Origin of the sequence: Rhizobium leguminosarum (genome assembly GCF_004123835.1) — a bacterium.
Classification (GTDB): domain Bacteria; phylum Pseudomonadota; class Alphaproteobacteria; order Rhizobiales; family Rhizobiaceae; genus Rhizobium; species Rhizobium leguminosarum_M.
Genome location: NZ_MZMU01000003.1, coordinates 881,484 through 901,049, shown reverse-complemented (window position 1 = coordinate 901,049; position 19,566 = coordinate 881,484). Strand labels below are relative to the sequence as shown.

Genomic DNA, 19,566 nt, shown 5'->3' with positions numbered 1-19,566 from the left:
GGGTTACCTCATCGGAATTCTGAAGCGTACCGCCGTCGCAAAACCGCTTGATGGCGCGATGAAATCGATTTCGCCGCCATACTCCTGAACGAAGGCGCGGGTGATCGTAAGTCCCATGCCCATGCCTTGGCCCAAAATGGCGTCAGGTCGCTCGGTAGTGGACACGAACGCATCGAAGAGACGCCGGGCTCGGGATAGATCCACGGCTGCACCGGTGTTGGAGACCTGAACCTCGCAGAAACCGCCGTGCTCACGTGCCGAGACTTCGATACGTCCGCCGGCGTCGCTGAACTTGACCGCATTCGACAGCAGGTTGGTGAATATTCCGGACAACTCGGACGGGAACATCGGCGGGCTTCGAATATCGGCCGGGATATCGTTAATCAGCGTGATGTTCTTTTGTTCGATCCTGGATTCGAAGAACAATCGTACGGTTTCGAATCTGTCCCGCAACGTTAGTCGCGCACGCCGCCGACGTCCTTCGAAACTGGTCGCGTCGACCAGGTAGGTGGCATTGCGCCGAATCCGATCGGCAAGGTCCAAAGCCCTTTGTCTGGCCTTGCGGATCGCCGTTCGGGTGCGTGCAAGATCATCGATCGTCAGGGCATTCTCAAGCTCACGAGCCAATGCCGATATCTGAAGCCCAACGGCATTGATCTCGTGAACGAAGGCCGCGAGTTCGGCGCCCAGCGACGCCAGCACGCGCCACTGTACGGCCTCGCTCCCGAACTGGTCGGCCATCTCGCGAATCTCGGAAAGATTCGGCTGCAACTCTCTGGCTTCACGCGTGGCCGTTACGAAATCGTTGCGTTCGACGGCCTGCTGGATATTGGCGAAGCTGCGCTCGACTTGCAGCGCGTGTTCTCTGACTCGCAATGCAGTCGGGGTTTCGTTCACATCCGAGCGCAGGGCCGCGTCCCTTTGCGCTACGCGCTGCTGATTCTTGATTTCCTTCGCTTCTTTGCGGGCAACCGACCCCAATCGGACAATCAGGTCGGTGGTCACGCGAGCCCATTGAGTAATGAAGTCGAATGCTGCTCCAGGAAGGAAGCCCTCGCGGCTGACGACCATTTCAAGTCCTGGACTGCTCGACCTGTGCAGGAAAATACCGCCCATGTAGGCGTGATTGCCTTGAACCACGAGCTCTTCCGCTTCCAGGCCGGCGGGAATTTGATCTGCATTTAAGGTTGCCAGGCTCGTCAACTGACGTTTCTGTCGAGAAAGATAGGTGCGTTCCAGGCCCAGCCAGTCGTCGCGAAGATCGCCATAGGGCGACACACGAAAGCCTTCCATGAATACGCGAATGCCTTGAACTTCAGCTTCCCAGGACGCTTGGGAACGTTGAAGTATCCGTCCAGTGAAAGACGGCCCTGCGCCTGGGCCAAGATTTTTTTCTAACCGGAAACCCTCCGCGCCGGGAGCGTTGCGAACTCCCGCTTTCGTAGGCGACAAAGCTATTCGGAGCATGCCTGTGTCTCGATCGAAAGACAGTTCCGCGATCCAACTGGCTGCGGCTGCCACATCGGGCAGAAGGCGATCACCAAGATTGAGATCTCCGCCGAAGACGACTTCGAATCCCGGATCGCCCGTCTGTTGATCTCGGATCGGCAAGGTCTCGAACAGCAGTTCCTCGGCCACTATGCCATCCGGCAGCTTCTTCCACGTTGCGGCCAGAGGTGCGAGCGTAGCGGCCTCACGCAGGAAGCTCGAGCGTATACGATCGGACCATGCCGTTCGTAGCGGTGAGATCTTCAATGTCGTACCGCTATCAGGCTTGGATGGCTTCGCGTGTTCATCGACGCGCACAGCGCCGGACCCGTCGATCTGATCCAGCGTCTCCAGCGCTTCAATGGCACGCCAGTCTATCCGAGCGACCACCTCCGAAATCGCCGGCGGGAGAGCGATTGCGCCTCTAGGCGCCGGGCCGGCTTTGCGCGATTGAACCTCTACGACCGTCCCCAGTTTGTGAGAGGCGAGACGTCCCACGCCCTTTTCGCCGGTGTAGCGACGACCAAACACCGGAGATCGCCGGTCGCCAGAATTTTTGGTGCGGCCCGCGATGGTTAGAAAGCCACGCCGGAATTCGCCGCCATCCATGCCAACTCCATCGTCGGATACGACAATGCTGCCACTTGTCGCATCGCCAAGATTGACGCCAGTCACTGTTACCAAGGTGGCATCGGCGTCATAGGCATTTTTGACCAGCTCGACGAGAGCAGTGCTCTCTTTCGCGACCAGCAGTTCGCCGAGTTCTTGAAAGAGCTTGGTATCGACACTAAAGCCTGTCATTCGGATGAAATCTGGCAGGCGGCAAGGCCTGGCCGTTGGATGCTCATCGTTTCTTCAACCCTCGACCATATCAATGGTTTTCTAACTCCCCTTCGGGCCACGATATTGTTATAAGCACTGAATAGAAATTGCCAGAGGACGAATGAATGGAACTGCACGCAGCGATAGAGCAATTGCACGATCGTTGCGCAATATACACTTCGGCTCCCACTGCGGCCCGCTTGCTTGATTTGATTGATTGGACGCCCACCACGGACCTATCGCAGGCAGTTCTCTTGGAACCTTGCGCCGGGGAAGGCGCGATCCTCTTGGAAGCAGTTCGCCGTCTTATTCGCTCGTTCCATTCGCACGGCCAGACAGCTTCTCTGGCGACTTTGAAACCACGAATCAAGAGTTTCGAGCTTCATGCGGGAGCGGCAGCTACGGTGCGACGATTTCTTCGGGCGCTTCTCGTAGAGGAAAACCTTGGCCCACACCTCGCCGACCAACTCGTCCTAGAATGGGTAGCCGAGCGCGATTTCCTTTTAGAGAAGCCAGGACGCGCCACGCATGTTGCGGCAAACCCGCCTTACGTCCGTTGGAAAAATCTTCCGCCTATTTTGGCAGATATATATCGTGAGGCCTTGCCGACCATGAGCACGCGAGGTGACCTATCTGTCGCTTTCTTAAATAGAATGCAGGAGTGGGCCGAGGATGGGGGTTCTATTGCTGCGTTGACAAGCGATCGTTGGATGTTTGCACAGTACGGTGACGCATTTGTGGAAAACAGCAAGTCGCGAGGCTGGACGATTACCGTAGCGGACGAGCGTCCATCGGATCCATTTTTGCGAACGGTAGGCGCGTACAGCGCGATCGTCGTTTTGACGAAAAGTGATCGGTCGATCCATCGCGTATCTTCGAACAGGAGAGAAAAAGCGCGAGCGATACAGCGCGAACTGCTTGCGCGACATGGGAGTCTTTTCGAGGCTGGTTGCGTCGTCCGCGTGGGACCAGCGCTCGGGGCGGGCAGAACGTTTATACTAGAACCTGAGCAGGCCGCAGAAGTGGAGGACGAACTCATTCGACCTTTTCTCGAGCGAAGAGATTTGACCGATCCCGTGGTTGAGACCACGCGGTTGCGGGTAGTGGTACCGTATGACCGCTGCGGCATGCTTATCGATCCTGCGCAGTGGCCAGGCTTCGCCGCTTGGATCGAGGGGCACAAGGAAGCACTCGGCAAGAGAAGTCACTTCAGGGAAAAGGGCGAATACTGGCGTACGATTGATGCCGTTCCTGCCCTTTGGTCAGAAAATCCCAAACTTCTAATGCCCGAACTATGCAACAAACCGTTTGTCACCCTGGATCGAACGACGGCAATTCCGACACATTCCATCTACGCGATCTGGCCAGGAGAATGGCCGGTAGAAGTACTCCAACGGGTTCTAAACGGCGGCCTACTCGAGCTGACAGCAAAAGCAGAAGCGCCAGCACTTAAACAAGGTTGGATGCGTTTTTACAAACGTTTCTTGTTGAAAACGCCCTTGCCGAAGTGGAGTCATCTATCGTCCGAAGACCGCTCCGGTCTCGCGGGTGACAACTGCCTTCAGTTCGATAAGATATTCGAAAGGCTGTTCGGATTTACGCCTGGCGCTACCTTGGTGCCATGAAAACTCGCGATCTTTTTGCAGATGTCCCTGAGCAGCGCCGCCGGTTGATGGCAAAGGTGAGGCCGACCGATAGCAAGCCCGAAATGCTGGTAAGACGCGCAGCGCACGAGCTGGGCTTCCGATATCGGCTTCACGTTCGGACGCTCCCTGGCACGCCTGATCTCGTTTTTCCTCGGCTTCGCAAGGTTGTATTTGTCCATGGGTGCTTTTGGCATCGCCATCCGGGATGCATTCGAACCACTACGCCCAAAGCACATGCAGAATATTGGCAGCAAAAATTCGATGATAATGTCAGAAGAGATGAGGTAAGTCAGTCACGACTGGAGGCGCTTGGTTGGACTGTATTGGTAATCTGGGAATGCGATACGAACGACCAGGCAGGTCTAGCATCGCGCTTAAATGAGTTCCTGTCGGAAAACCAATGAATGCCAGAACGAACCATTTCAAAAATGGCTGGGGCGCCTGGATTCGAACCAGGGGTGACGGTACCAAAAACCGTTGCCTTACCGCTTGGCGACGCCCCACCAGAGCTTGAGCGGAAACCACCTGCTCAAATCGACGCCTGATTAGCAAAGCTCTTCGCCTGTCACAATGACTAAGTTTAACCCGGCGCAGATTTTATGCGCTGCGCGGTGCCGGCAGTCGTGCTAGAAATCGGCGACGTCATCGGCTCGAGATCATTCCTTCATGGACAGTCCCGCATTCGACCTCGCTTTCGAGCCGGCCTATGGGCAGGCCGTGCCGGTTGTTTCGGGTGTCGAGCGGGTTACAGTGAACAATCCCGGTCCTTTCACCTTTTTCGGCACCAACAGCTATATCGTCGGCTCTTCCTCGGTCGCGGTCATCGATCCCGGCCCGGAGGATGAGGCGCATTTTCAGGCTCTGATGGCAGCCCTTGGCGGACGCGAGGTGACGCATATCTTCGTCAGCCACACGCATCGCGACCACTCGCCGCTGGCCAGGCGCCTGCAGGCGGCAACGGGGGCGGTGACGGTGGGGCAAGGGCCGCACCGGCCGGCGCGGCCGCTCAGGGATGGCGAGATCAATCCCTTTTCCGAAAGCTCGGATATATCCTTCGTGCCGGATATCGCGCTCAGTGACGGCGAGACGATTTCGGGCGATGGCTGGGCGCTGAGCGCGGTGCTGACGCCGGGGCATACGGCCAATCATGCCGCCTTCGCGCTTGAGGGGCGCGACGTCCTGTTCTCCGGCGATCACGTCATGGCCTGGTCGACCTCGATCGTGGCACCCCCGGATGGCTCGATGGCGGATTACATGGGCTCGCTCGAGCGGCTGATTGAGCGCGAGGACGGCCTGCTGCTGCCCGGCCATGGCGGGCCGGTGACGGAACCCTCGACTTTCCTCCGGGCTCTGAAGGTGCATCGCCTCAGGCGCGAGCAGGCGGTGCTGGCGCGTGTCCAGGCGGGCGACCGTGGGATTGCCGAGATGGTGAAGGTGATCTATCGCGATACCGATCCGAAGCTGCATGGGGCGGCGGCCCTTTCCGTGCTCGCCCATATCGAGGATCTTTTGGAGCGCGGCGAGATTGCGGCGGATGGGCCGCCTTCGCTTGCCGCCACCTACCGGCCGGCGTCGTGAACACGAGGGTGGGGTCATGAGGATGGGGACATGACGATGAAGCCGCAAGCCGATTACAGCTATCGCGACGATCCCGATGTGCCCGCCTTTGCCGATGACCGGCCGTTGATCGTCTTCGATGGCGAATGCGTGTTCTGCTCCGGCTGGGTGAAATTCGTGCTGAAACATGACAAGCGGCAGCGATACCGTTTCCTGGCGGCGCAGACGCCGCTCGGCGAGGCGCTCTATCGGCATTACGGGCTCCACGCGCGCGACTACGAGACCAATATCCTGATTGAAAATGGCCGCGCATTCTTCAAGTCCGACGGCTCGATCCGCATGGTAGCGGGCCTCGGCTTTCCCTATTCGCTGGTGAAGATTTTCCGGCTGCTGCCGCGGCGGGCGGCCGATGCGCTCTATGAATTCATCGCCCGCAACAGGCTGAAGATTGCCGGGCGGCAAAGCTGCATGGTGCCGACGCCCGAGCAGCGAAGCCGCTTCATCACATGAGCGAGGACCGGTTTTCGCTGCTCATCATCGGCGGTTACGGCACTTTCGGCGGGCGGCTTGCCCGGCTGCTCGGCGATGAACCGCGGCTCAGGCTGCTGGTTGCGGGGCGCTCGCTGGAAAAGGCTGACGATTTCGTTGCAGATCTCCGGACGCCGAAAGATGGAGCCGAGGGCCTGGGAAGCAACAATCTCGGCGCGATGGTGCAGGCAGTAAGCTTCGACCGAGACGGCGATCTCACCGAACAGCTGACGCGGCTGAGGCCGCATCTCGTCGTCGATGCCTCGGGGCCGTTCCAGACCTTCGGGAAGGATGCTCATAAGGTGGTCGAGGCCTGCATCGGCCTCGGCATCGATTATGCCGATATCGCCGACAGCACCGGCTTCGTCGCCGGCGTCGGTGGGCTCGATGCTGCGGCCAAGGCAAAGGGCACCTTCGCGCTTTCGGGGCTCAGCAGCCTGCCCGCCCTCTCCTTCGCAGCGCTCGATGCGATGGCGCCGCATTTCTCCCGGATCGAATGTGTCGCGGCGGGCATTGCCCCTTCGGCGCATGTGCGGATCGGGCTCAATGTCGTGAGGGCGATCGCGAGCTATGCCGGCAAGAAGATCACCGTTCGGCGCGATGGGCAGCCGGCCTCGGGGCGCGGGCTGATCGATGCGATGCGGGTGACGGTGGCGCCGCCGGGGGTTAAGCCACTGCTCAGCCGGAAATTCCTGCTGGTGGATGCGCCGGATCTTAAGCTGCTGCCGCAGCACTTTTCCGATCTCAAATCCAGCTTCACCGGTGTCGGCACGGAGCCGCAGCCGCTGCAGCACTTGCTCAGCCTTGCGGCCAGGCTCGTCCGCCTGCGGCTGCTGCCGTCGCTGCTGCCGTTTTCTCGGGCGCTGCAGCGTGCCAGCCATAGCTTCGCGATCGGCGAACATCGCGGCGGCATGTTCGTCCGCGCCGGCGGCGTCGATCACGCGGGAAAGCGGCTGACCTGCGCCTGGCATCTGATTGCCGAAGGTGATGACGGGCCGTTCATTCCTGTTATCGGGGTGGACGCGCTGGTGCGCCGGCTGCTAACCGGCGTGCGGCCGGAGAATGGTGCCCGGCCGGCGGCGGGGGAATTGCAGCTTGCGGATTTCGAAGCGGCCTTCCGGCGTTTTCAGATCACATCCGGCATCAGGATGGAAAACGAGGCGGCGCCCCTGCCGCTCTACCGGCAGATTCTCGGCAGCGCCTGGGAGCGGCTGCCGCCGGCCATCTCAGCTCTCCATGCCGGCGGCACGCGCGTCGCGTCCGGCCGGGCGCGGATCGAGCGTGGCGGTGGGCTGCTGGCGAGGATCGTCGCCGGGGTGATCGGCTTTCCCAAAGCGGGCGAAGATGTGCCGGTCACGGTGCGTTTCGCCGCCGATGGCGACAGGGAGGTCTGGACACGGGATTTCGGCGGCACGGTGTTCCGCAGCTGGCAGGTCGAAGGCAAGGGCCGCGACCGGCATCTGCTCGCCGAGGTCTTCGGGCCGTTCCGGGTGCTGATGGCACTGGTGCCGGATGGGGAGAAGCTGGGGCTCGTCGTGCGCGGCTGGCGGTTTTTAGGGATTCCGCTGCCGATGTTTCTGGCGCCTGGCGGGGATACTTATGAGGAGGAGCGTGATGGGCGGTTCCACTTTCATGTGGAGATCGGCGGGCGGCTGACGGGGTTGGTGGTGCGGTATACGGGGTGGTTGGTGGTGGAGTGAGGGGTGCGCCTTTGACCTTACCGGGCTCGGGCCTAGCGAGAGGTAGCGAAGGAACGGAGAGATTGCTGCATGTGTCCTCTTCTCCCCAGCGGGGAGAAGGTGGCCCGAAGGGTCGGATGAGGGGGCTACACGGCACGCCCTCTCATCTTAACTATCCAGCCATGCCGACGCCAGCGCGGTCGAACCCCGCATGAACGTTGTGAGGAAGGACCGGCTTCGCCGGCCCCCTCATCCGCCCTACGGGCACCTTTGCCTGGGTTGAGCCACCGGTCTCAACCCGTCCTTCGGACCCCAGCTGGGGAGAAGAGGGTATCGAGAGGTCGCCGCAAATCTCTTCTCCCCTCGGGGAGAAGGTGCCGGCAGGCGGATGAGGGGGCCACACGGCACACCCGTAATAACCTATCCGGCGACTGAGACGACGCGAGTGGTGTAGAACTCACATGGTGTTGTTGGAAAGACCGGCTTCGCCGGCCCCCTCATCCGCCCTACGGGCACCTTCTCCCCGCTGGGGAGAAGAGGGAATCGAGACGTTGCGACCCGCAGCCTGTTGAATTTGCCGCACCGTATCCCGGCCCTTCGCTTTGGGCTCAGGGCGTTCGCCGCTGCAATCGATTCACTGGATCGATTGCTGCCGCCTCTGGCGGCACCGCGGCTCACCCACCCGCAATCCCAAGCAGCTCGGCATCCAGCGCCTTCAGATAATCGCCGGCGATTTCGGCGCTGAAGCCGAGGTCGTGTTGGCCGTAGCGGGAGGCGACGCGGATGTCGACGAAGGTGGTTTCGGCCTCTTCGCGCAGGCGAATGATGATATCGAAACGCAGGCCGAGGATCAGCGTGCGGGTGGTGCCCTGCAGCGTCACGCCGTTGACGCCGCGAATGAGCTTGGCGACGTCGTCGTCATAGGGGCGCGGCATCGGCACGGGAACGATATCGGGCGCATCGGCCACCGCATCGTCGCCCGGCTGCGGCGGCTTGACCGGCTTGTCCTCGGGATCGCGGCCGGGCTCGGTGTCGCCGCTGCTCCTGGTGATGGTCATGCCGCTCATCTTGGCGACCTTGCGCACCGCTTCGAGCACGCGGTCGAGCGCGCCCTCATAGCGCCGGCCTGTCAGTTCGGGATAGGCGGTGAGCTGCTTTTCGCGGTCTTCCGGCGTCACATCAACGTTTCGTTTCAGCCAGATCTGGTCGGAATAGGGCGGCGAAAGCCAGTCGGGTGCGGAGACCGGATCGGTGGAAACGTCGTAGATATCAGGCAGCGTCATGTAACGCTCGGTGGCATAGGCGCCAAGCCCCAGCGGAAAGGCGGCATAGATCAGCGCCGCGAGTGCGGCCAGCCCACCTTCGGCCCCGGTCATCCAGAGGCTGCGCAGCCCGAGGGCGGCGAACATGGCGGCGAGCAGCGCGCAGCCGGCGGCGGCAATCAGCAGCAGCACCAGATAGGGCGTGGCGAGGCCGCCGAAGCGATGGGCGATCATCACCGCCAGCGCCAGCACCAGGGAAAACGCCCCGAGCAGCCGCGAAAAGCGGGCGGCGTTGGAAACGGGGCGGTCGTAGCGGATGGGCATCAAACTTACCGGTTGCTCGTCAGCGCCCGCGTCCTGAACCACGCAAATCGCCTCAACCCTGTTTAGAGCATGATGCCGAAAAGTGTGAAGCGGTTTTCGGACGACATCATGCTCTATTCTTTGATTTAGATCCGGATTCAGATTTTAGGCCGGCCCGGCCTAAAATCATCCGGATCTGGGGCAAGATTCGGCTAAATTGAAACTATTGTCTGAGGCATTGCGTTGGAATCCACGGCGAAGGCCATGGCGAAACGGGGGCTGCTTCATAAGCCCTTGCTGATATGTCAAAAAAAGGCCATTCTGCCGCGGTTTCATCTCCAGATGCAGAGGAGAGACGGGATGATTTCACCCGAGATTGCAGCAAGGCCGCAGGCGTCTGCGCTTGGCGGGATCGACCACCAGTCCGAGCCGATGCTGCCGATGGAGCTGCTCGAGCTCGAACTTTCGCTCGAAGGTTATGCCGGCGGCGATGCCGGTTTCTGCGAGGCGGTGCGCCAGGCCGCGGCACGCTCCGGCGGCGAACTGCTGTTCGACCTGCCCGCCGGCGGCCTCGTCCAGGATTGCCGGCGCATTGCCGTGCTGCGCATTCCGGGCGACGGCCAGGAGATGCGCGTCGTGCTGGCGCTGCTCGATTATAACGGCACTGAGATCCGCATGCAGGCGCCCGACGAAGAGACCGCCCCTCTGGTGCGTTTCGCCGATGCCTTCGTCGAACTGCTGCAGCGGATCTAATTCTAGATCATGATGTTAGCGGCGCTCGGCCGCAGCTTCCGCAACGCTGCGGAAGGGGAACTTGCGCCCGCATTCGCACTTTATGACGAAATTTTCCTGATGATTGGAAGGCCGCTGCACGCCAAAACCGCGCGGCAGCTGATCGACCTTGAAATCCGGATGCTTGCGCTTGGGATCGTCGACTTCCGAGGCTTCGGCAAAGCCCTCATTGCCGCATTGCGGACAGTTCAGTTTTTTCGAAAATCGATCGCGAAGGGCCATGCTCGTTCCAAGGTTTGCAAGCTTTCCTCATACATAGGAATGGCCCTCATGCATAGAAAGGTTGGCCGGCGAAAGTGGAACCAAGTGCCAAGCCTGCCGTTCCTTTTTCGAAAAGGAGGCAATCATGCCCAACAGAGATCCGATCCCGACACCCAATGCCGACACACCGCGCGGCCCGACGCCGACCCCCGGCATTCCCGACCCCATCCAGCAAAAACCGCCGCTGACACCGGCGCAGGACCCGGCCGACACGAAGAACCCGCAGGATCCGCCGCTCAATCCGGCGCTGCTACCGATTGGAGATCCGGCTGGGGCGGCGTAAGGGGTGAGCGGCAAAGCCGCGAATGCGCTGAGCGCAAGCGAAGGGCAAACGAACGGCCTGCCGTGTGGCCCCCCTCATCCGACCCTTCGGGCCACCTTCTCCCCGCTGGGGAGAAGGGGATATGCCGCAACGTCTCGATGCCCTCTTCTCCCTCGGGGAGAAGGTGGCCCGAAGGGTCGGATGAGGGGGCTGCACGGCACACCGCTCACGTAATCACCAGCACTCAGCAATCTCCTGGACCAAGAGCAGCTTGACGCCCTCGCCCGAATGGCCTTTCCTCGGAGCGACCATTCCAAGGACCAAACCAATGCGCATTCGTCTTCTCATCACCGTCATGGCCACCATCGTCGCCGGGCTCTCGGCCTGCCAGACGATGACGCCGGAGGAGCGGCGGGCGGCGGATGAGCAGCGGTGCCTGAGCTATGGCTTCCGGCGCGGCACGGATGGTTTTGCCACCTGCCTGCAGCGCATCGATCTCGACCGGCGCGCCGAATCACGGGCGCAGAGTGCGGAGATGATGAACCGCATGGCCTGGGACCTGAACGGACCTTATATCTACCGCGATCGTTGGCGGTATCGTCACTGAGTGCCACGGGCGCCCTGCCCCAGACTCCAGCGAATATCTTACAAGCTTCCCCGCAGGTCTTTCGGACCCCGGCGGATCTCTTCCAGACCGCCTGCAATCACCGCCTGCGCCGCAGCCAGTCTGGCGATCGGCACGCGGAACGGCGAGCAGGAGACATAGTCGAGGCCGATGGTCTCGCAGAAGCGGATCGAGGCCGGGTCGCCGCCATGTTCGCCGCAGATGCCGAGTTTCATGTCGTTGCGGGTGCGCCTGCCGCGTTCGGCGGCGATGCTGATCAATTCGCCGACACCGTCGAAATCGAGCGAGATGAAGGGATCGTGCTCGATGATGCCCTTGCGCTGATAGGTGGGGATGAAGGCCGAGGCGTCGTCGCGCGAGATGCCGAAGGTGGTCTGCGTCAGGTCGTTGGTGCCGAAGGAGAAGAATTCGGCTGCCTCGGCAATCACATGGGCGCGAAGGGCCGCACGCGGCAGCTCGATCATCGTGCCGACGAGATAATCGATCTTCATGCCGGCCTCGCTCATCACGTCGCCGGCGACGGCATCGATGTGCGCCTTGACGTAATCGAGCTCTGAACGCAGGCCAACGAGCGGCACCATAATCTCCGGCACGACGGCGGCCCCCGTCTCCTGCGCCGCGGCAATCGCCGCCTCGAAGATGGCGCGGGCCTGCATCTCGACGATTTCGGGATAGGAGATTGCCAGCCGGCAGCCGCGATGGCCGAGCATCGGGTTGAACTCGTGCAGCGCATCGACGCGCTGGCGAAGCACGGATGCCTCCATGCCCATGGCGAAGGCGACTTCGGCCACCTCGTCGTCGGTCTTCGGCAGGAATTCGTGCAGCGGCGGATCAAGCAGGCGGATTGTCACCGGCAGGCCGTGCATGACGGTGAAGAGGCCGGTGAAATCCAGCCGCTGCATCGGCAGCAGCTTGTCGAGCGCCAACCGCCTGCCCTTCTCATCGACGGCCAGGATCATCTCGCGCATCACATGGATGCGCTCGCCCTCGAAGAACATGTGTTCGGTGCGGCAAAGGCCGATGCCTTCGGCGCCGAAGGAGCGGGCGGCCAGCGCATCGGCCGGCGTATCGGCATTGGTGCGCACCGTCATGCGCCGGGCGCGGTCGGCCCAGCCCATGATGCGGCCGAAATCGCCCGACAGCGCCGGCTGGATCATCGGCACCTCGCCCTTCAGCACCTGGCCGGCCGAGCCGTCGATGGTGATGATATCGCCCTTCTTGAGCGTCACGCCGACGCCGAGCAGCCGCTCGTTGCGTACGTCGATGCGCATGGTGCCGGCGCCGACGACGCAAGGGATGCCCATGCCGCGGGCAACGACCGCCGCATGGCTGGTCATGCCGCCGCGGGTGGTCAGAATGCCTTCGGCGGCATGCATGCCGTGAATGTCCTCGGGGCTGGTCTCGACTCTCAGCAGGATGACCTTGCGGCCTTCGGCTTCCGCCTCGACGGCCTCTTCCGCGGTGAAGACGATGGCGCCGGTGGCAGCGCCCGGCGAAGCCGGAAGGCCGCTGCCGATCACCTGGCGGGTGACGCGCGGATCGATCGTCGGATGCAGCAGCTGGTCGAGGCTGGAGGGCTCGATGCGCAGCACCGCCTCGTCCTCGGTGATCACCCCCTCATCGACCATGTCGACGGCGATCTTCATTGCCGCCCGCGTCGAGCGCTTGCCCGAACGGGTCTGCAGCATCCACAGCCTGCCGCGCTCGATGGTGAATTCGATATCCTGCATGTCGCGGTAATGAATCTCGAGCTCGGTGCAGATGCGGCAGAGCTCGCGAAACGCCTCCGGCATCAGCTTTTCCATCGAGGGTTTTTCGGAGCCGGAGGAAATCCGCCCCTCCTCGGTGATGCTTTGCGGCGTGCGGATGCCGGCAACGACATCCTCGCCCTGGGCATTGACCAGGAATTCGCCGTAAAGCGCCCTCTCGCCGGTCGAGGGGTTGCGGGTGAAGGCAACGCCGGTGGCTGAACTGTTGCCGAGATTGCCGAAGACCATCGCCTGGATGTTGATCGCCGTGCCCCAGCCTTCCGGAATATTGTGGAGCTGGCGGTAGGTGACGGCGCGCGCGCTCATCCAGCTGGAAAAGACCGCACCCACCGCACCCCAGAGCTGGACTTCGGGATCCTGCGGGAATTCCTGCTCCAGCTCTTCCTCGATCAGCTTCTTGTAGAGCGAGACGATATGCTGCCATTCCGAGGCGCTGAGTTCGGTATCGAACTCATGGCCGAGCTTGGCCTTCTCGTCTTCCAGGATCTCCTCGAAGGCGTCGTTGCCGAGACCCATGACGACATCGGCATACATCTGGATGAAGCGGCGGTAGCTGTCCCAGGCAAAACGCGCATCGCCGGCATCATGGCCGAGCGCCTGTACCGTCTCGTCGTTGAGGCCGAGATTGAGCACCGTGTCCATCATCCCCGGCATGGAGACGCGGGCGCCGGAACGCACCGAGAGCAGCAGCGGCTGGCTGACGGAACCGAAGCGGCGGCCGGTGATTGCCTCGATCGCCGATATGCCGGCGCGCACCTCCGCCTTCACCGCACCCTCGATATGGCGGCCGTTCTTGTAATAGGTGTTGCAGGCGTCACTGACGATCGTCAGCCCCGGCGGCACCGGCAATCCCAGGGCGCACATTTCCGCGAGATTGGCGCCCTTGCCGCCCAGAATCTCGTGATCGCGCGCCCGGCCCTCAGCCTGCCCGTCGCCGAACCTATAGACCCACTTGGTCATCTTCCCCCCAACACCGCAAAGGGATCAGCTTAATCCCTCAGACTGCCGACAACGCTGCGAACTTCTCTTTCGTCATGCTCGGGCTTGTGCCCCAGCATCTGCTACCGGTTGATGCGCAGCAGATCCTCGGCACAAGGCCGAGGATGACGCCGAGTAGAGAGCGACGTCTGTCAACAAACTTAGGGATTAGCTTAATCCCTTGGAGTTGAAATGAAAATCGACAAATGCGGCAAAATGTTGCGTTGCACAATAAATCTTGTGGCAGCTGGCGGTCAAAACGTTTGAAACATGGCTGACATGAAAAAGGGCACAAAAAAAGCTTTGCGGGACTGCAACAATGTCCCGCAAAGCCTTGTTTCCGTCCAGCCAGGAAAACTGGACGGGGGGTCCCTCAACCCAGGAACGGTTCAGCTTTTTTGTAAAACAGAACCGTTCTGACCTTCGTTCTACGCAATTCCTGGAAAATAGATCGCTACTTCCCTGGATTTGCTCCAACGGCTTCCGGTTCTTGCCCTCGCCCGGAAAACCGCACGCAAATTCGACAATGCGCAACCTTTGGTCGCCCGCTTTCCAGCAGAGTAATTAGGTTGCGTTGAAACAACTTCTAATGCAAGTCAGCGAAAAGAGCATCACCCAAATGGGGTACAAGGGGCAAGAGAGCCGACCTTTTTTGGTGTTTATTGCTCGCCCCTTGATTTTACACAATATCTGAACGCAAAACCGCGCCGCACCTTTGCTGAAATTGCGTCTGCGCTCGGCGGCTCCATGGATGCCTCGGGTCAAGCCCGAGCATGACGGAGACGGAGGGCGCGATGGCAAGAGGGGAGACGCCCGGAGCATTGTCTTGGTCAACAGGTTCCCCACCTCCGTCATCCTCGGGCTTGACCCGAGGATCCACGCCGCGAGCACTGCCGGACCGTGAAAATAAGAAATGTCGCCCTTCCCTAACGCAGGAGACCGCAAAGACTCTCCTCACGAAACCTCAGGCAATCTCGCGCAGGCGCTCGGCCATTTGCAGGTCGACGGAGACGAGTTGGGAGACGCCCTGCTCGGCCATGGTGACGCCGAAGAGGCGGTTCATGCGGGCCATGGTGATCGGATTGTGGGTGATAATGACGAAGCGGGTTTCGGTGGAGGCCGCCATTTCGTCCATCAGATTGCAGTAGCGCTCCACATTATGGTCGTCGAGCGGCGCGTCCACTTCGTCGAGCACGCAGATCGGCGCCGGATTGGTGAGGAAGACGGCGAAGATCAGCGCCATTGCCGTCAGCGCCTGTTCGCCGCCGGATAGCAGCGTCATGGTCTGCGGCTTCTTGCCGGGCGGACGGGCGAGAATTTCGAGGCCGGCTTCAAGCGGATCGTCGGATTCGATCAGCTGCAGCTCGGCGGTGCCGCCGCCGAAAAGATGGGTGAACAGCCGCTGGAACTGGGCGTTGACGATGTCGAAGGCGGCAATCAGCCGTTCGCGGCCCTCGCGATTGAGGCTCTGGATGGCGCCGCGCAGCTTGCGGATCGCATCGATGACGTCGTCGCGTTCCTTGATCAGCGCTTCGAGCTTCTCGCTCAGCTCCTTCTGCTCCTCGTCGGCGCGCAGGTTGACAGCACCCAGCCGCTCGCGCTCGATCCTCAGGCGTTCCAGCTCGCGCTCGACTTCGCGCGGATCGGGAAGCGCCTGCATGGTCGGGCGGCCGGTCAGCTGCAGCGCTTCATGCGGGGCGACGTTCAGGACCTCGCGGATGCGGCCTTCGCTTTCCTGCCGCTTCTCGCGGGCGGAGACGAGGCGCTCCTCGGCGCGGCCGCGGCGTTCACGGCATTCGGCAAGTTCCGACAGCGCCGTCGTCGCCTTCTGGTCGGCTTCGCGCTGGATGCGTTCGGCCTCGGCCAGCAGATCGCTGGCCTTTCGGCGCGCCTCCTCGGCCTTCTGCAATTCGCTGAGCAGGGCGCGGCGCTTGTCGTCGAATTCATCCGGCGCCAATTCGAGCTCGGCTGCCTCTTCGCGCGCCTCTTCCTCGCGCTCGCGCAGCGTCGCGACATGATCCTCGGCACTTGCCACCCGCTGGCGCCAGGTGTCGCGCTCCTGGCCGATCGCCATGATGCGGCGCTGGCGGGCTTCGTTTTCCCTCGCCAGACTTTCATGGCGGGCGCGGCTTTCGGCCAGCGCGCCGCGATCGGTCGCAACTTCCGCCTGCTGGAACCGCAGCCGCTCGTCGATATCAGTCAGATCAGGCGCGTCCTCCAGCTCGATGCGGGCATTCTCTTCCTGAATGGCGATCTCCTCCAGCTGCGCGCGCAGCTGGCTGGCGGCCTCGCTGACGACATCGCGGCGGCGGATGAGATCACCGGAGGCACGCTCGGCGGCAACAAGCGCATCGCGCGCCTCAGTGAGATGACGTGCCGAAAGACGGCTCATATCGCGCGCCTCGGCAAGCCGGCGCTCCTCGGCGCGGATCGCTTCGGCAGCGGCTGCCTGCCGTTCCTCGGCTTCGGCAAGCACATCGCGGGCAAGGGCTGCTTCGCTTTCGAGTTCGGCCAGGCGGTTCTTCTGGGCAAGGCGGAGCGCCGCAGCACTCGGGGCATCGGCACCGGTGACATGGCCGTCCCAGCGATAGACCGCACCCTCTTTCGTCACCAGCCGCTGGCCGGGCTTCAGCAACGCGATCAGCGACTCAGCATCGCCTTCCGCCACCAGGCCGATCTGACGCAGCCGGCGGGTGAGTGCGGCGGGCGCGCGGACATGGGCAAGCAGCGGCGCAACACCGGATGGAAGTGCTGGATCGCTGGCGCCATCGCCATTATCCGACCAATGGGCCGGCGCCTCGGCATCGAGCGGCGATTCCAGATCGTCGCCGAGGGCGGCACCGAGTGCCGTCTCGAAGCCGCGATCGACCTTCAGCTCGTCGGCAACCGGCGGAAATTTGCCGGCAGCAGCACCGGCGGCGAGCATGCGGGAAATGGTGCGCGCCTCGGTTTCCAGCGCATTCAGGCTCGAACGGGCCTGCTCGACCGGCGCGCGCGACAGTGCCTCGGTCTGGCGAGCGCCGGCAAGCGCCTGATCGACCGCCTGCACCGCGGCCTCCGCATCGGCGACGGCGATCTCGCCGGCTTCGACGATGGCGCGTTTTTCGTCGGGATCGGGCAGGCCGGCGATCTTCTCGCCGACGGCTGACAGTTCCTGGTTTGCCTCATCCATCTGGCGTTCGAGGCGCATCCGCCGGTCCGTGAGATCGCGGATGGCGCGTTCCAGCTGGTTGCGGCCGGCGGCGGCCTCGGCGCGCTCGGCCGTCAGCTGGGTGAAGATGCGCTCGCTGTCGGCAAGTTTTGCCGCCGCACCCTCGAAGGCCTCGCGGGTTTCCTCGGCATAACGGCCGGAATCGGCGAGGATTTCCGAAATCTCCGCCTCTTCGGCATCGAGCCTCGCCAGGATGACGGCATTGTCGGCCACCAGCCGCTCTTCGCGGCTTATATCCTCCGCAAGCTGGGCGAGACGGCGGGTCAGCTCGTCGCGGCGGCGCAGGATGCGGCCGGCATCTTCCTCCAGCTGGCTTCTGGCGATCTGCAGGCGCTGCAGGGCGGCGGCGGCACGGGCCTCGCCCTCGCGCAGTTCCGGCAGCTTCAGGCTGGCGATACCCTGGTTCTTTACCGCCTCCATCTGCATCTGCGCCTTTTCGGCGACGACGGAGGTCGCCTGGTTCAGCGCGCTGTCGGCCTCGGCCTCGGCCTCCTTGGCCTGCACCCAGCGGATATGCAGCAGCATCGCTTCGCGGGCGCGGATATCGGCAGACAGCGTCTTGAAGCGGTTTGCCTGGCGGGCCTGGCGCTTCAGGCTCTCGATCTGGCTTTCGAGCTGCGAGGTGACGTCGTCGAGGCGCTCGAGATTGCCTTCGGCGGCGCGCAGCCGCAGCTCGGCCTCGTGGCGGCGGGAATGCAGGCCTGAAATGCCGGCCGCCTCTTCGAGCAGCTGGCGGCGGGCCTGCGGCTTTGCCTGGATCAGCTCGCCGATACGCCCCTGCCCGACCATCGACGGCGAACGCGCGCCGGTGGAGGCATCGGCAAACAGCAGCTGCACGTCCTTGGCGCGGCTTTCCTTGCCGTTGATGCGATAGAGCGAGCCCTGTTCACGCTCGATGCGGCGGGTGACCTGGATCTCGTCGCTGTCGTTGAAGGCGGCAGGCGCGGTGCGTTCGCCATTGTCGAGATAGAGCGCCACTTCGGCGGTATTGCGCGCCGGGCGGTTTCCCGAGCCCGAGAAGATCACGTCGTCCATGCCGGAGGCGCGCATGTTCTTGTAGGAATTTTCGCCCATCACCCAGCGCAGCGCCTCGACGAGGTTCGACTTGCCGCAGCCGTTCGGGCCGACAACGCCCGTCAGCCCGCGCTCGATGATGAATTCCGTCGGCTCGACGAAGGATTTGAAGCCGACCAGGCGCAGCTTGTTGAACTTCATGCGGAAATATCCACGGCAGGAAGCCCCCTCATCCGCCCTACGGGCACCTTCTCCCCGCTGGGCAGAAGAGGGAATCGAGACGCTGCGGCAAATCCCCTTCGCCCCAGCGGGGAGAAGGTGCCGGCAGGCGGATGAGGGGGCCACACCTGCAAACTGCGCTGAAAACGAAAAACGGGCGCACGGCTTTCGTCGTCGCCCGTTCTATCGAAACGATCCGGTTCAGAGCAGGCTGTCGATGAGCTTCGACAAGGTGTCAACCGGCATGTCTCCAGAGTAGCGCTTGCCATTGATCAGGAAAGTCGGGGTGGCGTTGACGCCGAAATCCTTGGAACCTCTTTCCCGCGTGGCATTCACTTCATCCAGAAGCTTCTGGTTCGTCAAGCATTTCGTGAAGCTATCCTCAGTAAATCCGGCAAGCTTCGACATCTGCAGCAGTGCGGCGCGGCCATCATCGGCGGCGGCCCAGATCTGCTGCTGCTTGAACAGCATCGAAACCATCGGGAAATACTGTTCCGGCGTGCTCAACTGCTCCGGATTGGAAGAATTGCAGCGGGCGAGCATGAAGGCGGCGGCAGCGCGCGGGTCGAAGGGGAATTCGCGGATGATGAACTGCACCTTGCCGTTGTCGACATATTTCTGCTTGATCGTGTCGAAGGTGGTGTTGTGGAAATGGGCGCAATGCGGGCAGGTCATCGACATATATTCGACGATCTTGACCGGGGCGTCGGCCTTGCCAAGCGCCATTTCCGGCAGTGCGCCGGGCTTCAGCACTTCTGTCATGTCGACATCGCCGTCAGACTCCGGCATTTCGGTCGCCGCTGTGGCCGCCGTCTGCATGGTATCGACATTGGTGCCATCAGCCATGGTCTTGCCGGAGGACGAAGCATCGGCAGCGTCCTTGCTGTCGTTGCAGGCGACAAGCGCTACGGCAGCTGCGGCGATGGCGATACCGCTGAGCAGGCGGCGTTTCGTCAGTTGCATTTCGGACATCTGCATGGATTCCCCATAACGTAATGAGATTGACGGCGTGACTGTGCGATATAACGGCTGACGGCCGCTCACAAGGCACGGTTGGCCAACTTCCTTCAAAGAATTGTGACCGCGGGAAGACGACTAGACCAAAAATTGCAGAATTGGAGGTTTTGCCCGATTTCATCGGCAGACATCG

General features: G+C 62.2%; 14 protein-coding genes and 1 tRNA gene. 8 read left to right on the top strand and 7 right to left on the bottom strand.

Annotated features, from left to right (window positions below; translation table 11 throughout):
• Window positions 1-3 precede the first annotated feature (3 nt).
• A complete protein-coding gene (locus B5P46_RS08120; protein ID WP_129418227.1) occupies window positions 4-2,289 on the bottom strand; it encodes a sensor histidine kinase in 2,286 nt (761 codons plus the stop codon).
• Between the two features lie 146 nt (window positions 2,290-2,435).
• Between B5P46_RS08120 and B5P46_RS08115 the strand changes: the two genes are divergently transcribed.
• Together B5P46_RS08115 and B5P46_RS08110 are read left to right on the top strand one after the other, a co-directional pair.
• A complete protein-coding gene (locus B5P46_RS08115) occupies window positions 2,436-3,935 on the top strand; it encodes an Eco57I restriction-modification methylase domain-containing protein (protein ID WP_129418226.1) in 1,500 nt (499 codons plus the stop codon).
• The gene (locus tag B5P46_RS08110) at window positions 3,932-4,360 is read left to right on the top strand and encodes a very short patch repair endonuclease (RefSeq protein ID WP_129418225.1); all 429 of its coding nucleotides are present in this window, start codon (window positions 3,932-3,934) and stop codon (window positions 4,358-4,360) included. Before B5P46_RS08115 ends, B5P46_RS08110 begins: the two co-directional genes overlap by 4 nt.
• Before the next feature lie 25 nt (window positions 4,361-4,385).
• Here the strand turns inward: B5P46_RS08110 and B5P46_RS08105 are convergent.
• Window positions 4,386-4,459, bottom strand: a tRNA-Gln gene (locus B5P46_RS08105).
• 163 nt (window positions 4,460-4,622) lie between these two features.
• On the opposite strand from B5P46_RS08105, the gene B5P46_RS08100 reads away from it, so the two are divergent.
• From B5P46_RS08100 to B5P46_RS08090, 3 genes are read left to right on the top strand one after another with little or no spacing between them, the layout of a single operon-like run.
• Entirely contained in the window at window positions 4,623-5,534 is a 912-nt protein-coding gene (locus B5P46_RS08100; RefSeq protein WP_129418224.1) for an MBL fold metallo-hydrolase, read from the top strand.
• 30 nt (window positions 5,535-5,564) lie between these two features.
• A complete protein-coding gene (locus B5P46_RS08095; protein ID WP_129418223.1) occupies window positions 5,565-6,023 on the top strand; it encodes a thiol-disulfide oxidoreductase DCC family protein in 459 nt (152 codons plus the stop codon).
• Window positions 6,020-7,741 (top strand): SDR family oxidoreductase, encoded by a 1,722-nt coding sequence (locus B5P46_RS08090; RefSeq protein WP_129418222.1) that lies wholly within the window; start codon window positions 6,020-6,022, stop codon window positions 7,739-7,741. The genes B5P46_RS08095 and B5P46_RS08090 overlap by 4 nt, the downstream gene beginning before the upstream one ends.
• A 653-nt stretch (window positions 7,742-8,394) precedes the next feature.
• On the opposite strand, the gene B5P46_RS08080 is transcribed toward B5P46_RS08090, so the two are convergent.
• Window positions 8,395-9,306 carry a DUF1499 domain-containing protein gene (locus B5P46_RS08080; RefSeq protein WP_129418221.1) on the bottom strand — a complete coding sequence of 304 codons (912 nt, stop codon included), beginning with the start codon at window positions 9,304-9,306 and terminating at the stop codon, window positions 8,395-8,397.
• A 339-nt stretch (window positions 9,307-9,645) separates the two neighbouring features.
• On the opposite strand from B5P46_RS08080, the gene B5P46_RS08075 reads away from it, so the two are divergent.
• The gene (locus B5P46_RS08075) at window positions 9,646-10,038 is read left to right on the top strand and encodes a hypothetical protein (RefSeq protein ID WP_129418220.1); all 393 of its coding nucleotides are present in this window, start codon (window positions 9,646-9,648) and stop codon (window positions 10,036-10,038) included.
• Window positions 10,039-10,053: 15 nt separating this feature from the next.
• On the opposite strand, the gene B5P46_RS08070 is transcribed toward B5P46_RS08075, so the two are convergent.
• Window positions 10,054-10,299, bottom strand: coding sequence for a hypothetical protein (locus B5P46_RS08070; RefSeq protein ID WP_003546063.1), 246 nt, complete (start codon window positions 10,297-10,299; stop codon window positions 10,054-10,056).
• Window positions 10,300-10,423: 124 nt separating this feature from the next.
• Between B5P46_RS08070 and B5P46_RS08065 the strand changes: the two genes are divergently transcribed.
• Together B5P46_RS08065 and B5P46_RS08055 are read left to right on the top strand one after the other, a co-directional pair.
• Window positions 10,424-10,621 (top strand): hypothetical protein, encoded by a 198-nt coding sequence (locus tag B5P46_RS08065; protein ID WP_003546062.1) that lies wholly within the window; start codon window positions 10,424-10,426, stop codon window positions 10,619-10,621.
• A gap of 307 nt (window positions 10,622-10,928) precedes the next feature.
• Window positions 10,929-11,207 (top strand): hypothetical protein, encoded by a 279-nt coding sequence (locus B5P46_RS08055; protein ID WP_129418218.1) that lies wholly within the window; start codon window positions 10,929-10,931, stop codon window positions 11,205-11,207.
• A gap of 38 nt (window positions 11,208-11,245) precedes the next feature.
• On the opposite strand, the gene ppdK is transcribed toward B5P46_RS08055, so the two are convergent.
• The 3 genes from ppdK to B5P46_RS08035 all read right to left on the bottom strand — a co-directional run bounded on the left by ppdK (window position 11,246) and on the right by B5P46_RS08035 (window position 19,388).
• Window positions 11,246-13,954, bottom strand: coding sequence for a pyruvate, phosphate dikinase (gene ppdK, locus B5P46_RS08050; protein ID WP_129418217.1), 2,709 nt, complete (start codon window positions 13,952-13,954; stop codon window positions 11,246-11,248).
• A gap of 982 nt (window positions 13,955-14,936) precedes the next feature.
• Complete coding sequence (locus B5P46_RS08045) at window positions 14,937-18,398, bottom strand: chromosome segregation SMC family protein (protein WP_129418216.1); 3,462 nt, start codon at window positions 18,396-18,398, stop codon at window positions 14,937-14,939.
• 219 nt (window positions 18,399-18,617) lie between these two features.
• Complete coding sequence (locus B5P46_RS08035; RefSeq protein ID WP_432431467.1) at window positions 18,618-19,388, bottom strand: DsbA family protein; 771 nt, start codon at window positions 19,386-19,388, stop codon at window positions 18,618-18,620.
• Window positions 19,389-19,566: the final 178 nt, after the last annotated feature.